The organism is Komagataeibacter swingsii, from assembly GCF_003207895.1.
GTDB classification, from domain to species: Bacteria; Pseudomonadota; Alphaproteobacteria; order Acetobacterales; family Acetobacteraceae; genus Komagataeibacter; species Komagataeibacter swingsii.
Genome location: NZ_NKUB01000002.1, coordinates 300,401 through 321,133 on the forward strand (window position 1 = coordinate 300,401; position 20,733 = coordinate 321,133).

12 protein-coding genes are annotated in these 20,733 nt (G+C 58.6%); 5 read left to right on the top strand and 7 right to left on the bottom strand.

What is annotated here, in order from left to right:
* Positions 1-66 precede the first annotated feature (66 nt).
* The 4 genes from CFR76_RS03065 to CFR76_RS03080 are packed head-to-tail and all read right to left on the bottom strand — an operon-like array spanning position 67 to position 4,091.
* On the bottom strand, positions 67-828 hold the full coding sequence (locus tag CFR76_RS03065) for an SDR family NAD(P)-dependent oxidoreductase (RefSeq protein ID WP_110555755.1): 762 nt from the start codon (positions 826-828) through the stop codon (positions 67-69).
* Positions 825-1,847, bottom strand: coding sequence for a zinc-dependent alcohol dehydrogenase (locus tag CFR76_RS03070; protein WP_110555756.1), 1,023 nt, complete (start codon positions 1,845-1,847; stop codon positions 825-827). The genes CFR76_RS03065 and CFR76_RS03070 overlap by 4 nt, the downstream gene beginning before the upstream one ends.
* A 34-nt stretch (positions 1,848-1,881) precedes the next feature.
* Positions 1,882-2,703, bottom strand: coding sequence for an N-formylglutamate deformylase (gene hutG / locus CFR76_RS03075; protein WP_110555757.1), 822 nt, complete (start codon positions 2,701-2,703; stop codon positions 1,882-1,884).
* Positions 2,704-2,720: 17 nt separating this feature from the next.
* Positions 2,721-4,091, bottom strand: coding sequence for a formimidoylglutamate deiminase (locus CFR76_RS03080; RefSeq protein WP_110555758.1), 1,371 nt, complete (start codon positions 4,089-4,091; stop codon positions 2,721-2,723).
* 116 nt (positions 4,092-4,207) lie between these two features.
* Between CFR76_RS03080 and hutI the strand changes: the two genes are divergently transcribed.
* On the top strand, positions 4,208-5,443 hold the full coding sequence (hutI, locus tag CFR76_RS03085) for an imidazolonepropionase (protein ID WP_110555759.1): 1,236 nt from the start codon (positions 4,208-4,210) through the stop codon (positions 5,441-5,443).
* A gap of 152 nt (positions 5,444-5,595) precedes the next feature.
* Positions 5,596-7,104, top strand: coding sequence for an amino acid permease (locus tag CFR76_RS03090; protein ID WP_110555760.1), 1,509 nt, complete (start codon positions 5,596-5,598; stop codon positions 7,102-7,104).
* A 161-nt stretch (positions 7,105-7,265) separates the two neighbouring features.
* Here the strand turns inward: CFR76_RS03090 and CFR76_RS03095 are convergent, their stop codons facing one another.
* Positions 7,266-9,356: a PQQ-dependent dehydrogenase, methanol/ethanol family gene (locus CFR76_RS03095; RefSeq protein ID WP_244191767.1), complete on the bottom strand. Its 2,091-nt coding sequence runs from the start codon at positions 9,354-9,356 to the stop codon at positions 7,266-7,268.
* Between the two features lie 323 nt (positions 9,357-9,679).
* Complete coding sequence (locus CFR76_RS03100; RefSeq protein ID WP_244191755.1) at positions 9,680-11,908, bottom strand: TonB-dependent receptor; 2,229 nt, start codon at positions 11,906-11,908, stop codon at positions 9,680-9,682.
* A 1,478-nt stretch (positions 11,909-13,386) separates the two neighbouring features.
* On the opposite strand from CFR76_RS03100, the gene CFR76_RS03105 reads away from it, so the two are divergent.
* The 3 genes from CFR76_RS03105 to CFR76_RS03115 are packed head-to-tail and all read left to right on the top strand — an operon-like array spanning position 13,387 to position 19,033.
* Complete coding sequence (locus CFR76_RS03105; protein WP_110555763.1) at positions 13,387-15,714, top strand: TonB-dependent receptor; 2,328 nt, start codon at positions 13,387-13,389, stop codon at positions 15,712-15,714.
* Between the two features lie 50 nt (positions 15,715-15,764).
* Positions 15,765-17,789: a phosphocholine-specific phospholipase C gene (locus tag CFR76_RS03110; RefSeq protein WP_110555846.1), complete on the top strand. Its 2,025-nt coding sequence runs from the start codon at positions 15,765-15,767 to the stop codon at positions 17,787-17,789.
* Complete coding sequence (locus CFR76_RS03115) at positions 17,786-19,033, top strand: haloacid dehalogenase-like hydrolase (RefSeq protein ID WP_110555764.1); 1,248 nt, start codon at positions 17,786-17,788, stop codon at positions 19,031-19,033. The genes CFR76_RS03110 and CFR76_RS03115 overlap by 4 nt, the downstream gene beginning before the upstream one ends.
* Before the next feature lie 71 nt (positions 19,034-19,104).
* On the opposite strand, the gene CFR76_RS03120 is transcribed toward CFR76_RS03115, so the two are convergent.
* A complete protein-coding gene (locus CFR76_RS03120) occupies positions 19,105-20,370 on the bottom strand; it encodes an MFS transporter (RefSeq protein ID WP_110555765.1) in 1,266 nt (421 codons plus the stop codon).
* Between the last annotated feature and the right edge of the window lie 363 nt (positions 20,371-20,733).

A 20,733-nucleotide genomic window follows, 5' to 3' on the forward strand; every position in this document is an offset into this window, starting at 1 on the left:
TCACACGATTCATATCAATTTCAAAACGGATGGGCAACGATAATATCATACATATATATACAACCTTCAGATGGCAGCCAGGAAACCACCATCCACATACAGGATCTGCCCGTTTACGTATGCCGCCGCATCCGAACACAGGAACTGGACAATACCCCCCAGTTCCGCAGGGTCACCAAACCGCCCCAGCGGAATGCGCGGCATCATTGCTTCGCGCCATTTTTCATCACAGAAAAAGGGTTCCGTCATTTCCGTACGGAAATATCCCGGCCCCACCGCATTGACCCGGATACCCTTCGGCCCCCATTCCGTGGCCAGTCCGCGCGTAACACCCAGCAGGCCGGATTTCGATGCCCCGTACGGTACCGCCCCGGGAATACCAACCGCGGACGCCAGCGAGCACATGTTGACGATCGCCCCCCCTGCCCGCATGCCGCCCGCCGCATGCAACGCACAGAAAAATGCCCCACGCAGGTTTGTATCGACAATCCTGTCCCACAACGCCTCATCCGCATCCATGGCGGGACGCAGGTCTTCCGTGCCAGCATTGTTCACCAGCGCATCGATCTGGATGCCCTTTGCGCGCAGGGCCTGAAACGCCCGCCCGATATCGTCGGTATCGGCGACATCCACGGTAAAATGGTCCATGGCGAGACCATCGTCGCGCGCCATGTCGCAGGTCTCGCGCAAGGGGGCGACAGAACGGCCACCGATAAATACCCGTGCCCCCTGCCCCGCCAGATGCAATGCCACCGCCCGGCCAATGCCACGACCGCCCCCCGTCACGACAATGGCGCGACCGCGCACACAGAACGGGTTCTGCATCATGTTTCCTCCGTAACACAATGGGGCAGGACCAGTGTTTTCAGCCCTGCACGCCGTTGTGCCAGCAGTTCCCCATAGACCTCCGGTATCCGCCCCACCCCCTGCACGATGGATACGAAGGCTTTCAGCCGTTCGCGCAAGGCAGGCAGCAGGGCGATGGCCTGCGGCATTTCATCGGCGAAGGCGCTGACGCCACGCACCTCCAGCTCACGTTCGACAATAACATTCAGGTCAAGGTCGAGCCTTGTCGCGCCCAGCCCGGCCAGAACCAGCCGCGTTCCCGGCGCGGCGCAGCCCAGCAGGTGTCCCGCCACCGCAACCGATCCCGTGGTGTCCAGCATGAAACGGGGCGACCGGCCAGTGACAAGGGTGCCGAGCGCATCCAGCGCCACGGGCGCAACCCCGCAGGTTTCCTGCAACAGATGCTGGCGCTGCGGGTCGCGTTCGACAAGGTAGACCGCGCCATCATGCCGTTCGGACAACACCAGCGCCGCAAGGCCGCCGATCGCCCCGCCGCCACAGACCACGACAGGTTGGCCCGGATCGGGGGCCAGCCGGTTTACGGCATGCACCGCCACGGACAGGGGTTCAGCCAGTGCGGCCAGCCAGAACGGCGTATCGGGGGGAACGCGGTGCAACTGGCGGGCCGGAAGTGTCACTTCCCCCGCGAACCCGCCATCGCAGACCTCGCCCACAAATCCCAGCGTGGCGCACAGGTTACGCCGCCCCTGCCGGCACGATGGGCACTGCCCGCATCCCACGCGGGAATCCGCCACCACGCGGTCCCCGGTCCGGAATCCGGTAACGCCAGGCCCGACTGCCATGACTTCACCGGAAAACTCATGCCCCGGTGTGACGGGCGCGCGCGTAATCCACTGGCCTGTCCGGAAATTGTGCAGGTCCGAACCGCAGATTCCGGCCGCCATGACCCGTATCCGCACCTGATCCGGACCCGGCGCAACCGGCGCCGGAACCGTTTCGATGCGTATGTCCCCCATTCCGTATAAACGTGCTGCCTGCATCCGTCATCCCTTCCGCGTCATGTCCGGGTGGCCATCAGGCCTGTGGCTTCCAGTCCAGAACGGTATCAAGGAATCCCGCCATGGCTGCGGAAAGCCTGCGGAAAGCCGTTTCGTCCAGCGGCCATGGGGCGTCTTCGTGCTGGAGATAGGTGCTCTGGGCAATTTCCATCTGCACGGCATGAAAACCCCTGTCCGGCTGTCCGTAATGCCGGGTGGTGTACCCCCCGCGAAAACGCCCGTTCACGACATGGGTATAGCCGGGCAGGCTTTCCGCATGGGCCTCGATGCCCGCCAGAAGCCGCCCGTCACAGGATGCGCCACTATTCGTGCCGATGTTCAGGTCGGGCAGGCGCCCTTCAAACAGGCGGGGAATGTGGGTCCGGATGGAATGCCCGTCCCATAACACCGCCCATCCGTGCTGCCGTTTCAGCCGTTCCAGTTCCTGGCCCACCGCATCGTGATAAGGCTGCCAGAATGCGGCGGTCCTGTCCCGGACCTCGGTCTGGTCCGGCTCCTGCCCATCCTGATAAATCGGCGTGCCGTCAAATGCCAGGGCGGGCACAAGCCCGGTGCTGGGACGCCCCGGATAAAGGACGGCATCATCCGCCCCACGATTAAGGTCCACCACGTAACGCGAATACCGCGCGCGGATGACCCCGATGCCGCGTTCGCGCGCATGGGGGGTATAGAGTTGGTCGATATACCAGTCCGTATCAGGCAGTTGCGCGCCATGCGCGGTCATGCGCCCCGCCATGCCGGGGGGCAGGTCCGTGCCCGAATGGGGAAGTGTCAGCAGTACGGGCGCATGACCGGGCTGGAAATCGAACACCGGGGAAGCTGAAGGGATATTGGTCATTGTTCGATCGCAACCTTTCATTCATCCGCCAGCGCCGCAAGGGCGCGGTGGAAATTACGGACAATGCCATCATGATCGGGATGACGGCCATCCCGCACCACCCACTGCCCCGCGCACATCACATCACGCACAGGCAGCGTGGGACAGGCAAAAATGGCTGAATCGAGTATCCTGTCGCCCTGCAGCCCCGGCAGGGACAGTTTTTCCGGGTCCAGCACGCACAGGTCGGCCCGCGCCCCCACCATCAGCCCCGATGGCGGCAGGCCGCAGGCCTGGCGGCCGCCTTCGTGGGCCGCGCGGTACAGGTAGCCGCCAACCGCACCCATCTCCCCTTCCGGCAGGCAGACGCAGCGCTGCTGGCGGTCAAGGCGCGCGCCATATTCCAGCATGCGCAGTTCCTCGCCCGGGCTGATCAGTATGTTGCTGTCGCTGCCAATGCCGAAACGCCCGCCCCGGGCCACGTAATCCTGAAAGGGAAAAAGCCCGTCCCCCAGATTGGCTTCCGTAATCGGGCACAGACCGGCCACGGCGCCACTACCGGCAATCCGTGCCGTCTCGGCCGGTGACAGGTGCGTGGCATGCACAAGGCACCAGCGCGCATCGACCGCCGCATGGTCAAACAGGTATTCGACAGGCCGCGCGCCGGTCGCCTGCAGGCATGCCTCCACTTCGGCCTGCTGTTCGGCTACGTGAATATGGATCGGTGCGCCCGCCGCCACCTGGTCGACCGCCGCCCCTACCTCGCGAATATCGACAGCGCGGACGGAATGCAGCCCGACCCCGACAATGGGGGGCATCGGATGGCCACCTTCGCGGCGCAGCCGGCTTATGATATCCGCCAGGGCCTGCAACGTATTGGCGAAACGCTGCTGCTGGGGCAGCGTTGTCCGCGCCCCGAAACCCGACCGGGCATATAATGTCGGCAACAGGGTCAGGCCCATGCCCACGTTTCGCGCCGCATGCACGATACGCAGCGACATTTCCGCGCGGTCGGCATACGGCGTGCCGCCCCTGCCGTGGTGCAGGTAATGGAATTCGGCCACCTGCGTATAGCCCCGTTCCAGCATTTCCATGTACAGGAATGTAGCAATATCCTGCATCTGTTCCGGCGTTATATTGTCAGCCAGACGGTACATGGCCCTGCGCCATGTCCAGAATGTATCGGACGGGTTGCTGCGCCCTTCCGCAAGGCCGGCCATGGCGCGCTGGAATGCATGGGAATGCAGGCTGTATTGCGGGGGAATGACAATATCCGTGCATGGCACCAGAGGGTCGGGATCGGAATCCGGCGTGATGGCGGAAAAGCAGCCATCTTCCCCCACTTCGATACGCACGTTGCCGCGCCACCCGGCAGGCAGCATGGCCTGCCTTGCAAAAATCGTGATCATTTCCACTTCCGTGTCTGACAGGCAGGTGATCCTGTATTTTGTTATGGATTGATAACAGATTTGACTTATTTGTATATACTTATCTACAAAAGACGGAGAGCGAAGGAAAACGCACGATGTGGGACAGACTCTGGATCAACCTGAATATCGCAACGATGGCGCCCGCCAATGATGCATCGGATGATCCATACGGGTGCGTGCGTGATGCCGCCATCGCCACCAGCGGCAGCCGCATCGTCTGGGTCGGCGCCCGCGCGGACCTGCCCGCCGCCCCCGATACGCTGGCCCGCACCGTCATCAATGCCCATGAGCACTGGATGACGCCGGGACTGATTGATGCCCATACCCACATCATTTACGCGGGTGATCGCAGCACCGAGTTCGAAAAACGGCTCAATGGCGTTTCCTATGCGGTAATCGCCCGGCAGGGTGGCGGCATCCTGTCCACGGTCACCCATACACGCGCGGCGAGTGAGGATACCCTCCTGTCCCTTGCCATGGAACGCGCGCAGCGCATGATCCGCGCCGGCACCACCACCATTGAGGTCAAGTCAGGTTACGGCCTGACGCTTGAAGATGAACTCAAGCAGTTACGCGTTGCCCGGCGGTTGGGGAATGTCCTACCCGTAGATGTACATACAACATTTCTTGGCGCCCATGCCTTTCCCCCCGAATATGCGGACAGGCATGACGATTACGTCTCCTTCCTGATTGATGTCGTGCTGCCACGCGCGGCAGGCGAAGGGCTGGTGGACAGTGTCGATGCCTTCTGTGAAAGCATCGCCTTCAGCCCCGCGCAGGTCCGCAGGCTGTTTGACAGGGCCATGGAGCTGCATCTGCCGGTGCGCATCCATGCCGACCAGCTATCGGATACCGGCGGCGGCAGCCTGGCCGCGCAGTACTGCGCCCTGTCCGCCGACCATGTGGAATATGTCAATGAAGCGGGCATCATCGATATGGCGCGGGCCGGGACGCTCGCCATGCTGCTGCCCGGGGCGTTCTATTTCATTCGTGAACAGCATGCGCCCCCCGTCGCCCTGTTCCGCAAGCATGGGGTGGCCATGGGGCTTGCGACCGACTGCAATCCTGGCACATCTCCCATGACCAGCCTGACAGCCGTGATGAACATGGCCTGTACCCTGTTCCGCATGACACCGGCGGAAGCGCTGGCGGCCGTCACCCGCATCGGCGCGCAGTGCCTGAACCTGCAGGACACAAGGGGCAGGCTGGCGGCTGGCATGATGGCGGACATGGCGATCTGGAACGTCAGCGGCCCGCACGAACTGTCGTACTGGATCGGGGGACTTGCCCCCGTCACGCGGATTTTCCACGGCGTGCCGGACGCGACATAGCAATGCCGGGGGCATGACAGTTCCCGGCGGCCGCGCAGCGGGAAAGGCCGCATTTCCCTCCAGCGCTTGCGCTTGGCGATTTTATCCGTAGGTTCTGCTTCGCATGAAAGCGTATAATGCCGGGTCAGGGGCAAACGGGGGAAACCGGGTGGATGAAGTTTGATCGCGTAAAGTCGTTGGACGCAATCCTGGCGACAGCCAAAAAGAAATCACTGAACCGTTCGCTTGGCGCTTTCCAACTGACGATGCTGGGGATCGGCGGGATCATCGGCACCGGGATTTTCGTGCTGACCTCCGAAGCCGCGCAGAAGGCGGGGCCGGGCATGATGCTCAGTTTCGTCCTTGCCGGTTTCATCTGCATGTGCGCGGCGATCTGCTATTCGGAACTGGCGTCCATGGTTCCCACCGCGGGATCGGCCTATACCTATACCTATGCCGTGATGGGGGAGCGGCTGGCGTGGATGGTGGGCTGGGCGCTGATCCTGGAATATGCCATCGGGGCCTCCGCCGTGGCGTCAAGCTGGTCGGGATACATGATCGGTCTGGTCCAGAACCTGTTCCATATCAAAATCTCCCCCTTATGGGTCAACAGCCCATCCGCTGGCGGCTATATCAACCTGCCGGCGGTGGTCATTACGCTGCTGATTACCTGGCTCCTGATCCTCGGCACGACCGAAAGCGCGCGGGCCAATGCCATTCTGGTCGGCATCAAGGTCGCTGCCCTGTCCCTGTTCGCCATCCTTGCCATCCCGGTCATGAACGCCAGCCATTTCGAACCGTTCATGCCCACCGGGATCACAGGCGTGGCGGGGGCGGCCGCCTCGATCTTTTTTGCCTATGTCGGCTTTGACGCCGTCTCGACCGCGGCCGAGGAGACACGCAACCCGCAACGTAATGTGCCTGTCGCCCTGATCGCCTCCCTTGCCTTCTGTACGATCTTCTACCTGCTGGTCTCGCTTGGGGCCATTGGCTCGCCCCTTGGCGCACAGCCGGTTACAGGGGCCGATGGCGGCATCCTTGCGCCCGGCACGCTTGCACTGGAGCAGAGATGCCACACGATTGTCGCAACGGGCGCGCAGGAGCCGCTGCCGTGTTCCCATGAAGCGCTGGCGCATGTGCTGCGATCCATCGGATGGAGCAGGATTGGCAACCTGATCGGCCTTGCGGCCACCATCGCCCTGCCCTCTGTCGTGCTGATGATGATTTTCGGACAGACGCGCATATTTTTCACCATGGCGCGCGATGGCCTGCTGCCCGACAGCTTTGCCCGTGTCCACGCCCGCTATCGCACGCCACATATCGTGACGACTGTAACCGGCATCGGCACGGCCATTGGGGCCGCCTTCCTGCCGGTGGGCACGCTGGCCGACTATTCCAATTCCGGCACACTGTTTGCATTCGCCATGGTGGCGGTATCCGTGCTGATCCTGCGCCGGACCGATCCCACGCGCGCGCGCCCGTTCCGGGCGCCTGCCATATGGCTGTTCGCACCGCTTGCCATCATTGGCTGTATCTATCTTTACCTGTCGCTGGACCTGATCGCGATCCTGGTGCTGCCGGTATGGGGGGCGATCGGGCTGCTCATATATTATGGATATGGCCGGTCACGCAGTTATGTGGGGCGTGGGATTGAAACATCCGACAGCCTGGAACCCAACTGATCAATGAAAAGAAAAGCGTCCGGATGCCGCTTTTCCCGAAAAGGCGGCATCCGGACGCTTTCTGTAAAAAAATGCAGCCAGACACGTCCTCGTATCTTGCAGGACATCGCGCGGGCAGGCTTTTCAGGCAGCCCGCAAAAGCAAGGCTGCCCTTGACGCCATCATGGTTGTGGCAGGGTCTGGTGGGCGCGTTCGATGATGAACTGCCGGATGCTTTCAATTTCATCCGGTTTCATGGATTGCTCGAACCTGTCCATGCCGAAGCGGCTCAGGGCGCCCTTGCCAACAATGGCATAGAAACTGTTTTTGTCCTGAATGGCCGGGGACTTCCTTAAATCCGGCAGGACGCCATTCCATTCCACATTGGCGCCGTGGCAGTACTGGCAGTAATTCAGGTACTGCTGGCTGCCCGCCAGCGCCTGCCGGGGCATGAATGACGCTGGCGGCGGGGATGAAGGAACAGGGTCGTCACTGACCGCCGGCAGATGGTCCCTGCCATCAAGGGCAAAGACAAGCATACGGGAATGATTGACCGACCCGGTTTCCTGACGGGCCAGCCCGGTGGCGAACAGGCCATACGACCCGCCCCAGCCCACTTCAATGGCGACATACTGCCGCCGGCCGATACGATAGCTGACGGGAGAGGCGATGATGCCACTTTGCGCATCAAAGCTGAACAGATCCTTCCCGTCATGCGCGTCATAGGCATGGAACGTGCCATCCGTCAGCCCCTGGAACACCAGGTCACCCGCGGTGGCAAGCGCCCCACCATTCGCGGGACCTTTCTGCACCACTTCCCAGCGCGCTTTCTGCGCCACGGGGTCCCACGCCACCAGCGATCCCCGCAGGTCCCTTACCGCGGCTTTCTGTTCCTTGATGGATGGCATTTTGTCATCTGGCTGAATATCCAGCCCCAGATTCCACCCATCCGGCAGGGGCCGGAATTTGCGTGCGCCCTTCAGGTGGTCAGGCACCTGCTGGGTCGGCAGGTACACCAGTCCCGTGCGGGGGCTGTAGCTCATGGCGGCGATGCCATGGCCCCCCATATCCCCAGGAAAGACATAGAATGGCTTGCCGGTAACGGAATACTGCGCATCCGGATTGAAGATCGGCCGCCCGGTCTTCGGGTCCAGTCCCTTTGCCCAGTTTACGAAGACGAAGTTCCTGCCTGAAATGAACGCCCCCGTGGCGGCATCCAGAACATAGAAAAAGCCGTTTTTGGGCGCATGCACGATCACATGCCGCATCTGCCCCCCAAGCGGCAGGTCCAGCGTCATGATCTGCTGGGTTGATGTATAATCCCACTGGTCTTCAGGCGTTTCCTGAAAATGCCAGACATATTCCCCCGTTTCCGGCTTTACGGCGACAATGCTGTCAAGAAAGAGGTTATCCCCCCTGCCGTTGGAACGGATGCCATAACTCCATGGCGACCCGTTCCCCACCCCGAAATAGACCAGATCCGTCACGGGATCATAGACGATCGAATCCCATACCGTGCCGCCGCCACCCTGACGCACCCATGCGCCAGTGGGACTCCATGTCGGATAGGCACGGGTCATGAGCACCGTATCGGATGGCGCATGGTCGGGCCTGTTATGCGGATTGGGCACCGTAAAGAACCGCCAGTCCAGCTTGCCCGTTTCGGCGTCAAAGGCGGAAATGAAGCCACGGGCGCCGAATTCCGCACCACCATTGCCAATCAGCACCCTGCCCCTTGCAATGCGCGGGGCGCCGGTAATGGTATAGGCCCGCTGCTGCCCCAAATCGGCATCTGTCGGGATTGTATCGACACTCCAGATGACCTTGCCATCCCGGGAATCCAGGGCGATCAGCCTGTTGTCAAACGTTGCCAGATACAGCTTGCCATTCCAGTAGCCCAGGCCACGGTTCACGATATCGCAGCACCCCCGGACCCCCACTTTCCCATCCACCTGCGGGTCATAGGCCCATAGCAGGCGTCCGGTCGCGGCATCCAGCGCCTTGACCTTGCTCCATGCGGTGGTGGTGTACATGACTCCATTGACGACCAGGGGCGTTGCTTCCTGTCCCCGGTTGGTATCCAGGTCGTAATGCCACGCCAGATGCAGGCGACCGATGGTCCGGGCGTTGATCTGGTTTAACGGGCTGTATCGCTGTTCTGAATAGGTACGGCCATGGGTCAGCCAGTCACCGGGATGATCATCAGCATGAATAATGGCGTCCCCTGTTGACTCCGCGTTCACCGGCACACCGGCGCACAGGAGCATCCCCATACCCAGCAGGACATCGCGCAACCGCAGATTGAAAAGATGATGACCCCGGATCGGATTGGAACGCCTTCCCATAGAGCATATTTCCTTTTTCACTAAAGTCCGTTCGACTTGAATATTTCCATATCGTATCTAACAAGGCCAGAAATTACACGTGGTTTCCCCCTCACCAACCAGCTCCCGCCCATTACCGGGCAGCATGCCGGAAAGGGAAATAGAATAACCCGCACAGCGCGGATAATCGTACCTGGATGCATTCCAAATAAAACAAGGGGGCAGGTCCGTGCCCGCCCCCTTGTTCAGGATATGGAATAAATGCGTTTTATTCAGTAGAAATGCGCACTGATCGTCCCGAAATACTGCCGCACCGCGCCGCGCTCCATGGAATAGGCGTCGCCTGAGGTGGGGTTCCCATTTTCACCCATCATGGAAATATACTTGGTGTTGTTCAGGTTATAGACACTGAAATCGAATGTCAGCCCTTTCAGCGGACCATAATCCCCAAAGCGGTAACGTGCGCCCAGATTGACCAGCCAGTAAGGCGCAACCCATGTATCGTTTGTATAGCTGAAATAACGCTTTGAATAATAGTTGGCATCAAGGTGGACTTCGGCGCCCTTGTAGCCGTAGGTAATATTCGCCTTGTACATGATCTGCGGGAAGTTCACGAATTTCTTGCCGCGTGTATCCGCATACCCTCCGGAACCGTTGGGAAAATCACTGCCATAGGTCGAGTGGTTGTAGCTGATGCTGCTGAATGCGGACAGGCCCTTCATCACGCCGCGCTTGAACGGCTGAATGGTAAGCGCGGCATCCACCCCGTAAATCGAGACATGCCCCGTATCCACAACCGTGCCGACAATGTTCCCCAGCCCCTGGCTGCCGGGCACTTCGCCATATTGCAGGCGATGGTAGGCATCGGCATGATAGGCATCGATCGAGGCAATGACGGGCTGGGACGTATAGCGATACCCCACCAGGTAAACCCAGTCACGTTCCGGGCGCAGCGTTTTCTGCAATCCCTTGAATGTCGCCTGGTTCTGCACGGACCATGGCGAGGCGCCGCCACCTTCATAAGCCTGAACCTGATAGCCACGCATATTTTCGGCCACATCGAAATAGACTTCGTGACCGGGCAGGAAGCGGTAATTCACGGCGACATGCGGCAGGAACGCCGCGGCCGCGGTCAGTGACCCGTTGGCCAGCGGGTCCGTGCTGCCGGTAAAGGCGGGGTCCTGCCACTGCGCGCCACCGGATGTGGTCGTAATCATGGAGCGTAAGCCCGCATGGATATCAAGATTATGCACGGGGTGATAAACATCGGACAGGAAATACTGGAATGTATCTGTCGTCCACTTGAACCCGTAGGGCGACATGAAAGCCTTGCCATAGGTATTATATGGCCCGATTGTCAGCAGGGGCGGCGCACCGGACGCCAGGGTCGGTTCATTATAAAAATAGTTGGACTGTTCCTGATTGTTGTTTTCCAGCCAGATGCCGGATTCAATCGTATTATGCGCAATATTATACTGGACGGATGACGTCATGCCATAGCGGACTTCATGGGACTGCCATACCTGTTCCGAGAACGGTGCGGCGGAAGTGCCCCCCATCGTATTGACCGATGGCTGGTAGGGGTTGCCATAAGTCGTATACAATACTTCGCTGTTCCCATAAAAAATGGTTTTCCAGCGCAGGTTGTTTGTCAGTGCGAAATCAAGTGTCAGCCCCCCGAGATAGGACACCTGATGCTGGCCACCATCATAGATGGTGTCATAATTCCCGGCGGCCGCCGCGGCATATGCCTTGCTGAAATCAGGGTAATAGTCATCCGTCCGCCAGCCATATTTACGGATACTGGCCAGCGACATATCCGCATAACCCCACTGCGAATTGTTGGACCAGTTCATGAACGCGGAAATATGGCTGTCCTGTCCGACGGGCTGCACCAGCTTGGCTTCCGCCTGCTGCTGCAACTGGTCACCGCCGCCTTTCCATTTATGCGTATCGGACCGCGCATATGAAATATAGAACTTGGTTCCCGTCGAATTCAGCTTGCCGCTGTCAAAACGCCCGTATGTGCGGAAGGAAGCATTACTTCCGAACATCTGCGAAACCTGCCCTTCCATCCTGTCGGATGGATCACTGCTATGGACCTGGATCGCGCCACCAAGATTGGTGTTGGACGCCACGTTTACGGCGCCACCGCCCTGGGAGACAGACATGAAGCCGATATTGTTGGTAATGATCGCCTGGCTGAGACCAAGGCCACTGACAGTATTATACGACTGGTCATTCAGCGGGATCCCGTCCAGCGTCATGCCCAGCTCATTCCAGAAGAAGCCACGCATATAAAGGCTGCTGGACCATGCATCCAGCCCCAGGGCGTCGCCTGAACTAAAGCTGAGACCCGGCGTACGGGCGGCAAGGACCTTTAGCGGGTTCGTGCCAGGCACGAACTGCTGCATGACCTTCTGCCCGACCGTCTGTTCCGATCCGTGAGAGATCGAATGTGACCTAGTGACCGAAATCTGTTCATTCCTTGGCTGCGGCATCTGTGCCGTGTGATGTACGGCGCTCCGGGTGACCTTGCCCTTACCCGGAATGGAATCAGATTGCGCATGCAGCACTTTATTCTGCTGCATATCAGGACTGGCGGCATGCGCGTCCCATGTCAGGGCTGTTGCCCCAAGACATAACGTCCAGAATGAAAACGTTTTTTTCATATATGCGCCCCGATAGGAATTAATATTTTTTCGATATTAATTCGAAACGTTTTTGCGCTGTCTACATTTTTTATTACGGTCCTAAAGAATTATGGCAGATTTGCAACAGCATGTTACATTTTAATTATATGCCAGATTCAATTATTCCAAAACATTTCTTTATTCATGCTTTTGGGATTCAATGTTATAATATATTTAAACGTTTGATTGAAATAATGAAATCATGTCAATCGCCTTTCTCCGGTCATGGACGATGACTGGAACCGACACGCCCATACCTGGCGGAATGCGGCCTGTCTGATTGCCTGACTGTCGGCATTCATGCCAAATATAATCCATCATTTGCTTGACTATTACGATAAGGCATAAACCGCCTGATATTATACATTCCCGGGATTACGATACTGCCCCGCCTTTCCCTGTATCCCTGCAACTGGATTTTCCGCAATAAACCTCGTGATTTTATTTGATATTACAAAATAATGCACAATAAATGAGTTTAAATATAAATTTATCCATAAATTAAACTATTCATATGCGTTAATTTGTCCAGGTTCCCTGAACCCGAGCCTTATGGATGGCCGGGAAAGGTTCCCATGCCCAGACATCAGATAACTGCACAGGCGACTGGCCATACGCACATGGTATCGGCCATTGCGACATGATGGATATCGACGTCGTTTCATGGTCCGTATGGGCCACCCGTGCGATAACGTGCGTCCCTGTGACATAAAAGCAACCATGCAGTCCCGCATCATGCGCCAGCGCCTGCGATCGGGATGGCCTTCCTCAATTCATATCCATATCGTTCCAATATTTCCTATTTATATTAACAGAGTTATGGAAAACGACCCCAGTATCCGGACCATATGACATGCCGGATTCAGTATATATGAGCAATCCATAGGCTTCACGAGACGGCGGGTTCCAGTAAATAAATCTCCCGCATACCGAATGATTTATTAAATATAATCACAAGCATAATAACAAAAAATTTTATCATTTATTATATAACATAAAAATATAATAAAATATTATCGATGATATTTTTATAAAAATTACATAAAAAATAAATAAAAATCATGCACATATAATAAAAAATTGTCGTATTTATTTACAGAAACATGAAACCTAAAGATTTAATAATACTGTAATTATAGTGTCATAAAATCATCACGAGACACCATGAAACCCGAAACATAGGGTGTGCCGCGTCATCCACCCACCACCTATCGGGGCCTTGTCATGAGGGATCACGCTGCATGAAAAAGAACAAGATTCTTCTTCTCACAACATGCATGAGTTCTTTGTTTTTCCATAATGCCCACGCCGCCGGCACGGCACAGAAACCGCCTGTAACCAAGCAGACGGACCAGCGTGGCAAAGCCCCCGCTGGCAAAGCCAGGGCAGCGGATTCCGTAACCGCCACCAAGGCGGAATCAATCATCGTCATGGGCGCGGGCGCCGCGCGTGAAACACAGTCGCTGTCTCACCTCGCCCTGCAGGAAGTCGCCCCCGGCACCAGCCCGCTCAAGACCCTGTCCAAACTGCCGGGCGTCATGTTCACCTCCTCCGATCCGCTGGGATCATATGAATGGTCGCAGCAGATCATCATCCGCGGGTTTGACCAGAGCCGCCTTGGCTTCACCATGGATGGCATCCCGCTGGGCAACCTTGCGTACGGCAATGATAACGGCCTTTCAATCGGCCGCGCGTTGCAGACGGAAAATAACGGCCCGGCAACACTGGCCCAGGGCGCGGGCGCGGTCGGGGTCGCGGCATCAAACGACCTTGGTGGCGCGCTGGAATTCACGTCCATCGATCCGAGCAAGAAATTCGGCGTCGATGTCGCAGGTACGGTCGGATCATACGGTACGTGGCGTACTTTCGGGCGCATCAACTCCGGCACCCTGCCCGGCGGCGGGCGGCTTTATGTCTCCTATGACTATCAGGACGCCAACAAGTGGAAAGGCGACGGCATCCAGCAGCAGCAGCAGGCCAACGCCAAGTTCATCCAGCCGCTGGGTGACAAGGTCAAGCTGACCCTGTTTGGTGATTACAGCCAGCGTGCTGAAAATGATTATCAGGATCTCTCGCTGCAGATGATCCAGACCAAGGGCTATAACGTCGATAACATTACCAACAACTATGGCCTGGCCAAGCAGATCGCCACGGCTTACCAGACCGGCAAGCCCTTCCCGGCGGGCATCGCCAACCAGGACCAGTCCTATTACAACTCGGCCGGCCTGCGTCAGGACGTGCTGGGCTATGGCAAGTTCGATTTCCACCTGACCGACCACCTGAAGGGTTTCGCCACCGTTTACGGTCATACCAATACGGGTGAAGGCATTTACGCCACCCCGTATACGGCAACCCCCGCCTCCCTCGGCGGATCCCCCATTTCCGTCCGCACCACGGAATATGACATTCACCGCGAAGGCTTTATCGGCAGCCTGTCCTATGAGGTCGCACACCATACGATCGAAGGCGGCTTCTGGTTTGAAAACAACGATTTTGAACAGGCGCGCCGTTTCTATCCACTCAGCGCGGACAAATATACCGGCAGTTCCGTCCACTGGTTCCGCAACAACCCGTTCGAAACCCAGTGGCAGAGCGCCTTCAACACCAAGACATACCAGTTCCATATCCAGGATACATGGCAGATCACCCCTGCGCTGAAACTGAACTACGGTTTCAAGTCGCTGGTCGTTGACAACCGGGGCCGCCAGCTGGAAGGCAACTACATGGGCACGCCGATGGCCAATACATATGCATCGGGTTCCATTACCTCGGCCAACGGCTTCCTGCCCCAGATTGGCGCCAACTACCGCATCAACCGCCATAACGAAATCTTTGCCGACTTCGCCCGCAACATGGCCGCCTTTGACAATTCGACCACGGGCGCCACCAGCCCGTTTGCCATGACATCCGCCGCCTACGCCGCGTCCAAGCAAACGCTGCATCCGGAAATGTCCTATAGCGAGGAAATCGGCTACCGCTTCCATAACCGCCGCATCCAGGCATCCATCACCGGTTACTATATCGAGTTCGAGGACCGGCTGGCATCCATTTCACCTGTATCCAGCGGCACGAACGTTCAGGGCTACGCCAGTATCCTGACCAATGTCGGTGGCGTGACCGCACGTGGCATTGATACCGCTTTCAACTACCGCTTTGCCGATAACTGGTCGCTGTATGTGTCCTACGCCTACAACCAGTCCGTCTATGACGATAACCTGACCACGGGCGGCATGACCTATGCCACCCGCGGCAAGAGCGTGGTCGGCATGCCGCGTAACCTGGCCAATGTCCAGATCAGTTATGATGACGGCACGATCTGGGGCAATATCGGCATGCAGTACCAGGGCCGCCGGACCTATACCTACACCAACGACCAGTGGATCAAGCCGAACGACATCTTCAACCTGAACCTCGGCTACCGTTTCCACAGCCATAACTGGGCATTGCGTGGCCTGGATGCGCAGATCAACGTGACCAACCTGTTCGACAAGCGCTACGTCGCAACGGTCGGCAGCACGGGCTTTGCGGTCAGCGACCCCACGGGCAGCCTGCAGACACTACAGGCCGGTGCGCCACGCATGGTGTTCTTCACCCTGCGCAAGCACTTTTTCTGACATCGCCACGCCGGATTTCGCCCCTCCATCAGCCTATGGATGACCACACCATGTCCGATATCCCCAACCGCCGCCAGTTCCTGAAATTCAGCGCGGCCACCGCCTTCGGCGCGGCATTGCCTGAAAACCTGAAACGGGCACTGGCGGTCGCCCCCAACAGGGTAACCGGCACGATACGGGACGTGGCGCATGTGGTCATCCTGATGCAGGAAAACCGGTCATTCGATCATTACTTCGGCTGCCTGCAGGGCGTGCGGGGATATGGCGACCCCCGCGCCGAAAAACGGCCCGATGGCGGCAGTATCCTTGCCCAACCGGATGGGAAGGGCGGCCATGTCATGCCCTTCGTGTTCAATACCGCACATACTTCCAGCGCCTGCCTTGCCAGCCTTGACCATAGCTGGAAAGGCACGCAGACCGCATGGAATGACTGGGATACATGGGTGCCGCACAAGACGGCCATGACCATGGGCCATTTCACCCGCGCTGAAATTCCCTATTATTATGCGCTGGCCGATGCCTTTACGGTATGCGATGCCTATCATGCCTCCATCTTCGGGCCGACCAATCCCAATCGCCTGTTCCTGTTCACAGGTACGAACGGGCTGGCAGTCGGCAATGACGGATTGCAGGCCATACAGAATGTCGATGATGGCAACTGGTCCGCGGACATGGCACATGACCGGGCCGACTTCACGCCTTTCCACTGGACCACATACCCTGAAAAACTGCAGGCAGCCGGCGTATCGTGGCGCGTTTATCAGGAATATGACAATTTTGGCGATAACCCGCTGGCATCCTTTGCGCAGTTTCGCAACCTCGATCCCCGTTCATGGCAATACCAGCGCGCCCGCATGGTCGTGCCGGGATCAACCGCCACCGACATGCATGACACCGAAGGCCGCTACCTTGTCGCCGCCCTTGAGGACGACGTGGCACATGGCAGGCTGCCACAGGTTTCATGGATCGTGCCGCCCGCCGCGCTGTCGGAACATCCCAATGCCCCGCCCGGTTACGGCGAACACCTGATTTCCCGGTTGATGGATGTCTTTGTGCGCCATCCCGATGTCTGGGCCAAGACGGTCTTTATCCTGAACTACGACGAAAATGATGGCTTCTTTGACCACGTTGCCCCGCCGGTCCCCGCACTTGACCCCGACCATGGCGGCAGCACGGTCGCAACCGACGGGGAAGCCTATCATACCATCCCGGTGGGACTGGGGCCGCGCGTGCCCGCAATCGTGATCTCGCCATGGACCAAGGGCGGATGGGTCAATTCACAGGTATTCGACCATACATCCGTCCTGCGTTTCCTTGAGGCGCGCTTTGGTGTGGAAGCCCCCAACATCACCCCATGGCGGCGCGCTGTATGCGGGGACATGACCTCCATTTTCGATTTCGCGCAAACCGACCGCCGGTGGGAAGCGCACCTGCCCCGGACGGATGCCTATCTGGCGGAAACACGCCATTCATGCATGCTGCCCAAGCCCGCCATTCCCGCCCGGCAGGTCCTGCCGCGGCAGGAAACCGGCCAGCGCCCGGCCCGCGCCCTGCCCTACAGGCTGCATGCGGACCTGATTGCGCCAGGTCATCTCCATATCGCGAATGAAGGCAGCCAGGGCGCGGTACTGCGTATCCGTGACGGCAAGGTAACACGCCATTATACGCTGGGCACCGGAACCGACATGGCCATACCGGTCACAGCCCGTGGCAGCCAGCCCGTGACGATCCACGGACCCAACGGTTTTTTCCGCCAGTTTCAGGGCGAGGGCCTGCCGGGCGCGACCCTGCGTTACGACCCGGCCCGCGACGCGGTCGTGCTGTCGCTGCATAACCATGGCCATGCATCCCGCACGGTCCGGATCGAAGATGCCTATACCCGTACCGTCCACGAAGCCGAACTGCCCCCCAATGCGACGACCGACACCACATGGCCAATCGCCGCATCCGACCACTGGTATGACCTGAGCATCTCCGACCCCCGCCACGCGCACCACCTGATCCAGATGGCCGGGCATATCGAAAATGGCAGGCCAAGCCGTACGGACCCCCATATGGGTCAGGCCGACGCATGACAGTCCTGAGCCGCCGCATCATGCTGGCTGCCGGTATCGCGGCTGGCATCAGCCCGTCCCTGCCCGCACGGGCTGATGGATGCGCCCCGGTGCTGGCGCCACTGAAATGGGCGCCGCGCACCCGCCGCGTGATCGAACGCCTGATCGCCACCCATGGCGACACGGCTCCCGGCTATGATCCGGCCCGGCGCCCTTATGCCGTATTCGACTGGGACAACACCTGTATCGCGGGCGATTGCGAGGAAAGCCTGCTGCATTACACGGCCAACCATTTTGCATTCGCGATGCCAGCCGAAACCTTTGCCCGGGCAACGGCGCGCGACGTGCCTGCGCACACGTTTTCCGGCCCCTTTCGCACGGTAGATGGGCAAAATATCCGCTTCAGGGACCTTCATGCCGATCTGTGCGCGGATTATGCCCTTCTGTCCGCCCGGTCCATGCCCCCGGCGCCAACCGACCCGGTCCTGCTGAGCCTGCGCTCCAAGCTTGTTTTTGCCTATGATGCCATCAATGCCACATGCCATGGGGATATTGCCTGCCGCTGGATCATCCGCCTGCTGGCCGGCCACGACGCAGGCGGGCTGGCGGCGCTGGCCAGGGCGTCCAACACGTGGCATCTGGCGCGGGGCATGGGGCAGGAAACATGGATCACCCCGGCCACCCGGGCCGGTCGGGCGGGCATCGTCGCACGCCCCGTCCAGACCGGGCTGCGCCTGACCCCGGAAATCGCGGACCTGCAATCGGCCCTGCGCCAGGCGGGTATTGACGTTTATGTCTGTTCCGCATCACTGGAAGATGTCGTGGCCGTATTCGCCACCGATCCTGATTATGGCTATGGCCTGCCACGCCAGAATATCATGGGCGTGCGCATGGACTGGCCCGGTGGCAGGCTGGGACTGGATGCCGCGCCGCACTGGCCTGTAACCTATCGCGCGGGCAAGGTACGCGCCATACGCCAGACGCTGTCAGGACCACGCGGCTATGGGCCGTTACTGGTGTGTGGGGATAGTGACGGGGATTACGCCATGCTGAGCGAATTTCCCGACACCCGTCTTGGGCTGTTAGTCAACCGGCTGTCTTCCGGCCCGATTGGTGCCATAGCAAGCCGGGCCGCAGCACAGCTATCTGTCCCACAGCCCCGCTTTGTCCTGCAGGGACGCGATGAAAACACCGGCGAATGGCGGCCATCGGAACAGAGTATTCCCATGGGTTCCCGACTGCCCGCACTGGTTGCCCATTCCTGACAACATACCCATGACACGGGATGGACAGGCCAGCCATGACGCGGAGAATCTGCCTGGCAGGCATCGGGCAATCAAGTGTTCCCTGCACGCGCCAGACCAAGAACACCCACAATGGATATCACCGCAAGGATGGAGAAAAAAACAGCCAGTGGCAGCCATTGCCCGGCATAGTGGGCGGCGATGAGCGTGCCAATCAACGGCGTGAAGCCGGAAATCAGCGACGAACTGGTCTGATAGGCAATGGAAATGGCGGTATAACGGATCGCAGGCCGAAAGGCTGCCGCCATATATCCGGCCACCACGGCATAAAAGGCGGACAGGGTCACAATGGTGACCGAAATACCCGCAGAAATCAGCCAGATATCATGGGTGTGCAACAGCAGGAACATGGGATAGGGCAGAAAAACACAGGCCGTTGCCGTGGCCAGCAGGAAGCGTGTCTCCCCTACCCGTTCGCCAGTCCATGCCGCCAGCGGCTGGGTGACGAGTTGCAGGAAAGTGGCAATGAACAGGGCATTCAGGATGGTGTCGCGGTCTATATGTTCATACCGCGTCGCGTAGCTGAGCAGGAACGTATTCATGAAGAAAAATCCAGCCGTCCCGATAACGGCCGCGGCACCAGCATAAACGATCCTTGTCCATTCCCCCGACAGGGCGCGCAGGGATGAAGGCGGCGTCTGTACATTGGCGGCCTGGGCCAGGAATTCAGGGGTTTCATGCAGTTGCCGCCGCAACAGGTAGCAGCCCAGTGCAATACCACCGCCTAGCAGGAACGGGATACGCCATGTCCAGGCCAGAAACGTGTCCAGCCCGAAGGCATTGGCCATGCGAAAGGTCAGCAATGCCAGCAGCATGCCGGCCGGACTGCCAAGCTGGGCAAAGGAGGCGGCGAATGTCTTGCTGCCCGCCGTCGCATGTTCACTGGCCATCAGCACGGCACCGCCCCATTCTCCCCCCACTGATATGCCCTGCACGATACGCAGCGCCACCAGCAGGATGGGCGCCCATACCCCGATGGAGGCATAACCCGGCAGCAGCCCCACCCCCATGGTGGCCAGCCCCATTGCCGCCACCGTCAGGGTCAGTATCCGCTTGCGCCCCCAGCGGTCCCCCAGAATGCCGAATACGGTGCCGGCAAGGGGACGGGCGATGAACCCCGCCGCCAGCGTGCCGAAAGACGCGATGTCGGAAACAGTGGTTTTTTCCCCGGGAAAGAATACATGACCCAGAACCAGCGCGGATGCCAGCGCATAGACATAATAATCATAAAATTCGAGCGAAGTGCCGACAAAAGCCGAAAGTGCCGCGCGGCGCGCATGACCTGGACCGTTGTTCACAAACCCTCCTGTTGACCTGCAACCTTATCCACAGCACTCCATTCATAACGAAATCAATTCATTCCGGCGAATATATTTTCCGTATTTATCGGCATATCCTCTTTCCAGAGGCTGACTGAAACAGGCAGATCGTGGTATTTCATTGAAATAAAACAAATATTCTGGCGAAAATTTTCAAAATGCGCCATGAAACGCCGCCTTCACAGGATAATGAGGCATCAGAAAAATTTCATTTCTTCTAATAAATAAATTATTTTCGAAATAAAATTATATAAAAACGAATAAATTAATCTGTTTTTACCATATTTCCATAAAATGCGAACAATAATTCATCATGTCCGCACCCAGATGCTTCATGTCATC

Excerpts from the sequence above, each read along its gene's own strand:
- CFR76_RS03090 (WP_110555760.1), top strand. The coding sequence starts at position 5,596 with ATGAAGTTTGATCGCGTAAAGTCGTTGGACGCAATCCTGGCGACAGCC.
- CFR76_RS03110 (WP_110555846.1), top strand. The coding sequence starts at position 15,765 with ATGTCCGATATCCCCAACCGCCGCCAGTTCCTGAAATTCAGCGCGGCC.
- CFR76_RS03100 (WP_244191755.1), bottom strand. The coding sequence starts at position 11,908 with ATGCCGCAGCCAAGGAATGAACAGATTTCGGTCACTAGGTCACATTCG.
- CFR76_RS03070 (WP_110555756.1), bottom strand. The coding sequence starts at position 1,847 with ATGCAGGCAGCACGTTTATACGGAATGGGGGACATACGCATCGAAACG.
- hutG (WP_110555757.1), bottom strand. The coding sequence starts at position 2,703 with ATGACCAATATCCCTTCAGCTTCCCCGGTGTTCGATTTCCAGCCCGGT.
- CFR76_RS03115 (WP_110555764.1), top strand. The coding sequence starts at position 17,786 with ATGACAGTCCTGAGCCGCCGCATCATGCTGGCTGCCGGTATCGCGGCT.
- CFR76_RS03065 (WP_110555755.1), bottom strand. The coding sequence starts at position 828 with ATGATGCAGAACCCGTTCTGTGTGCGCGGTCGCGCCATTGTCGTGACG.
- CFR76_RS03080 (WP_110555758.1), bottom strand. The coding sequence starts at position 4,091 with ATGATCACGATTTTTGCAAGGCAGGCCATGCTGCCTGCCGGGTGGCGC.
- CFR76_RS03095 (WP_244191767.1), bottom strand. The coding sequence starts at position 9,356 with ATGGGGATGCTCCTGTGCGCCGGTGTGCCGGTGAACGCGGAGTCAACA.
- hutI (WP_110555759.1), top strand. The coding sequence starts at position 4,208 with ATGTGGGACAGACTCTGGATCAACCTGAATATCGCAACGATGGCGCCC.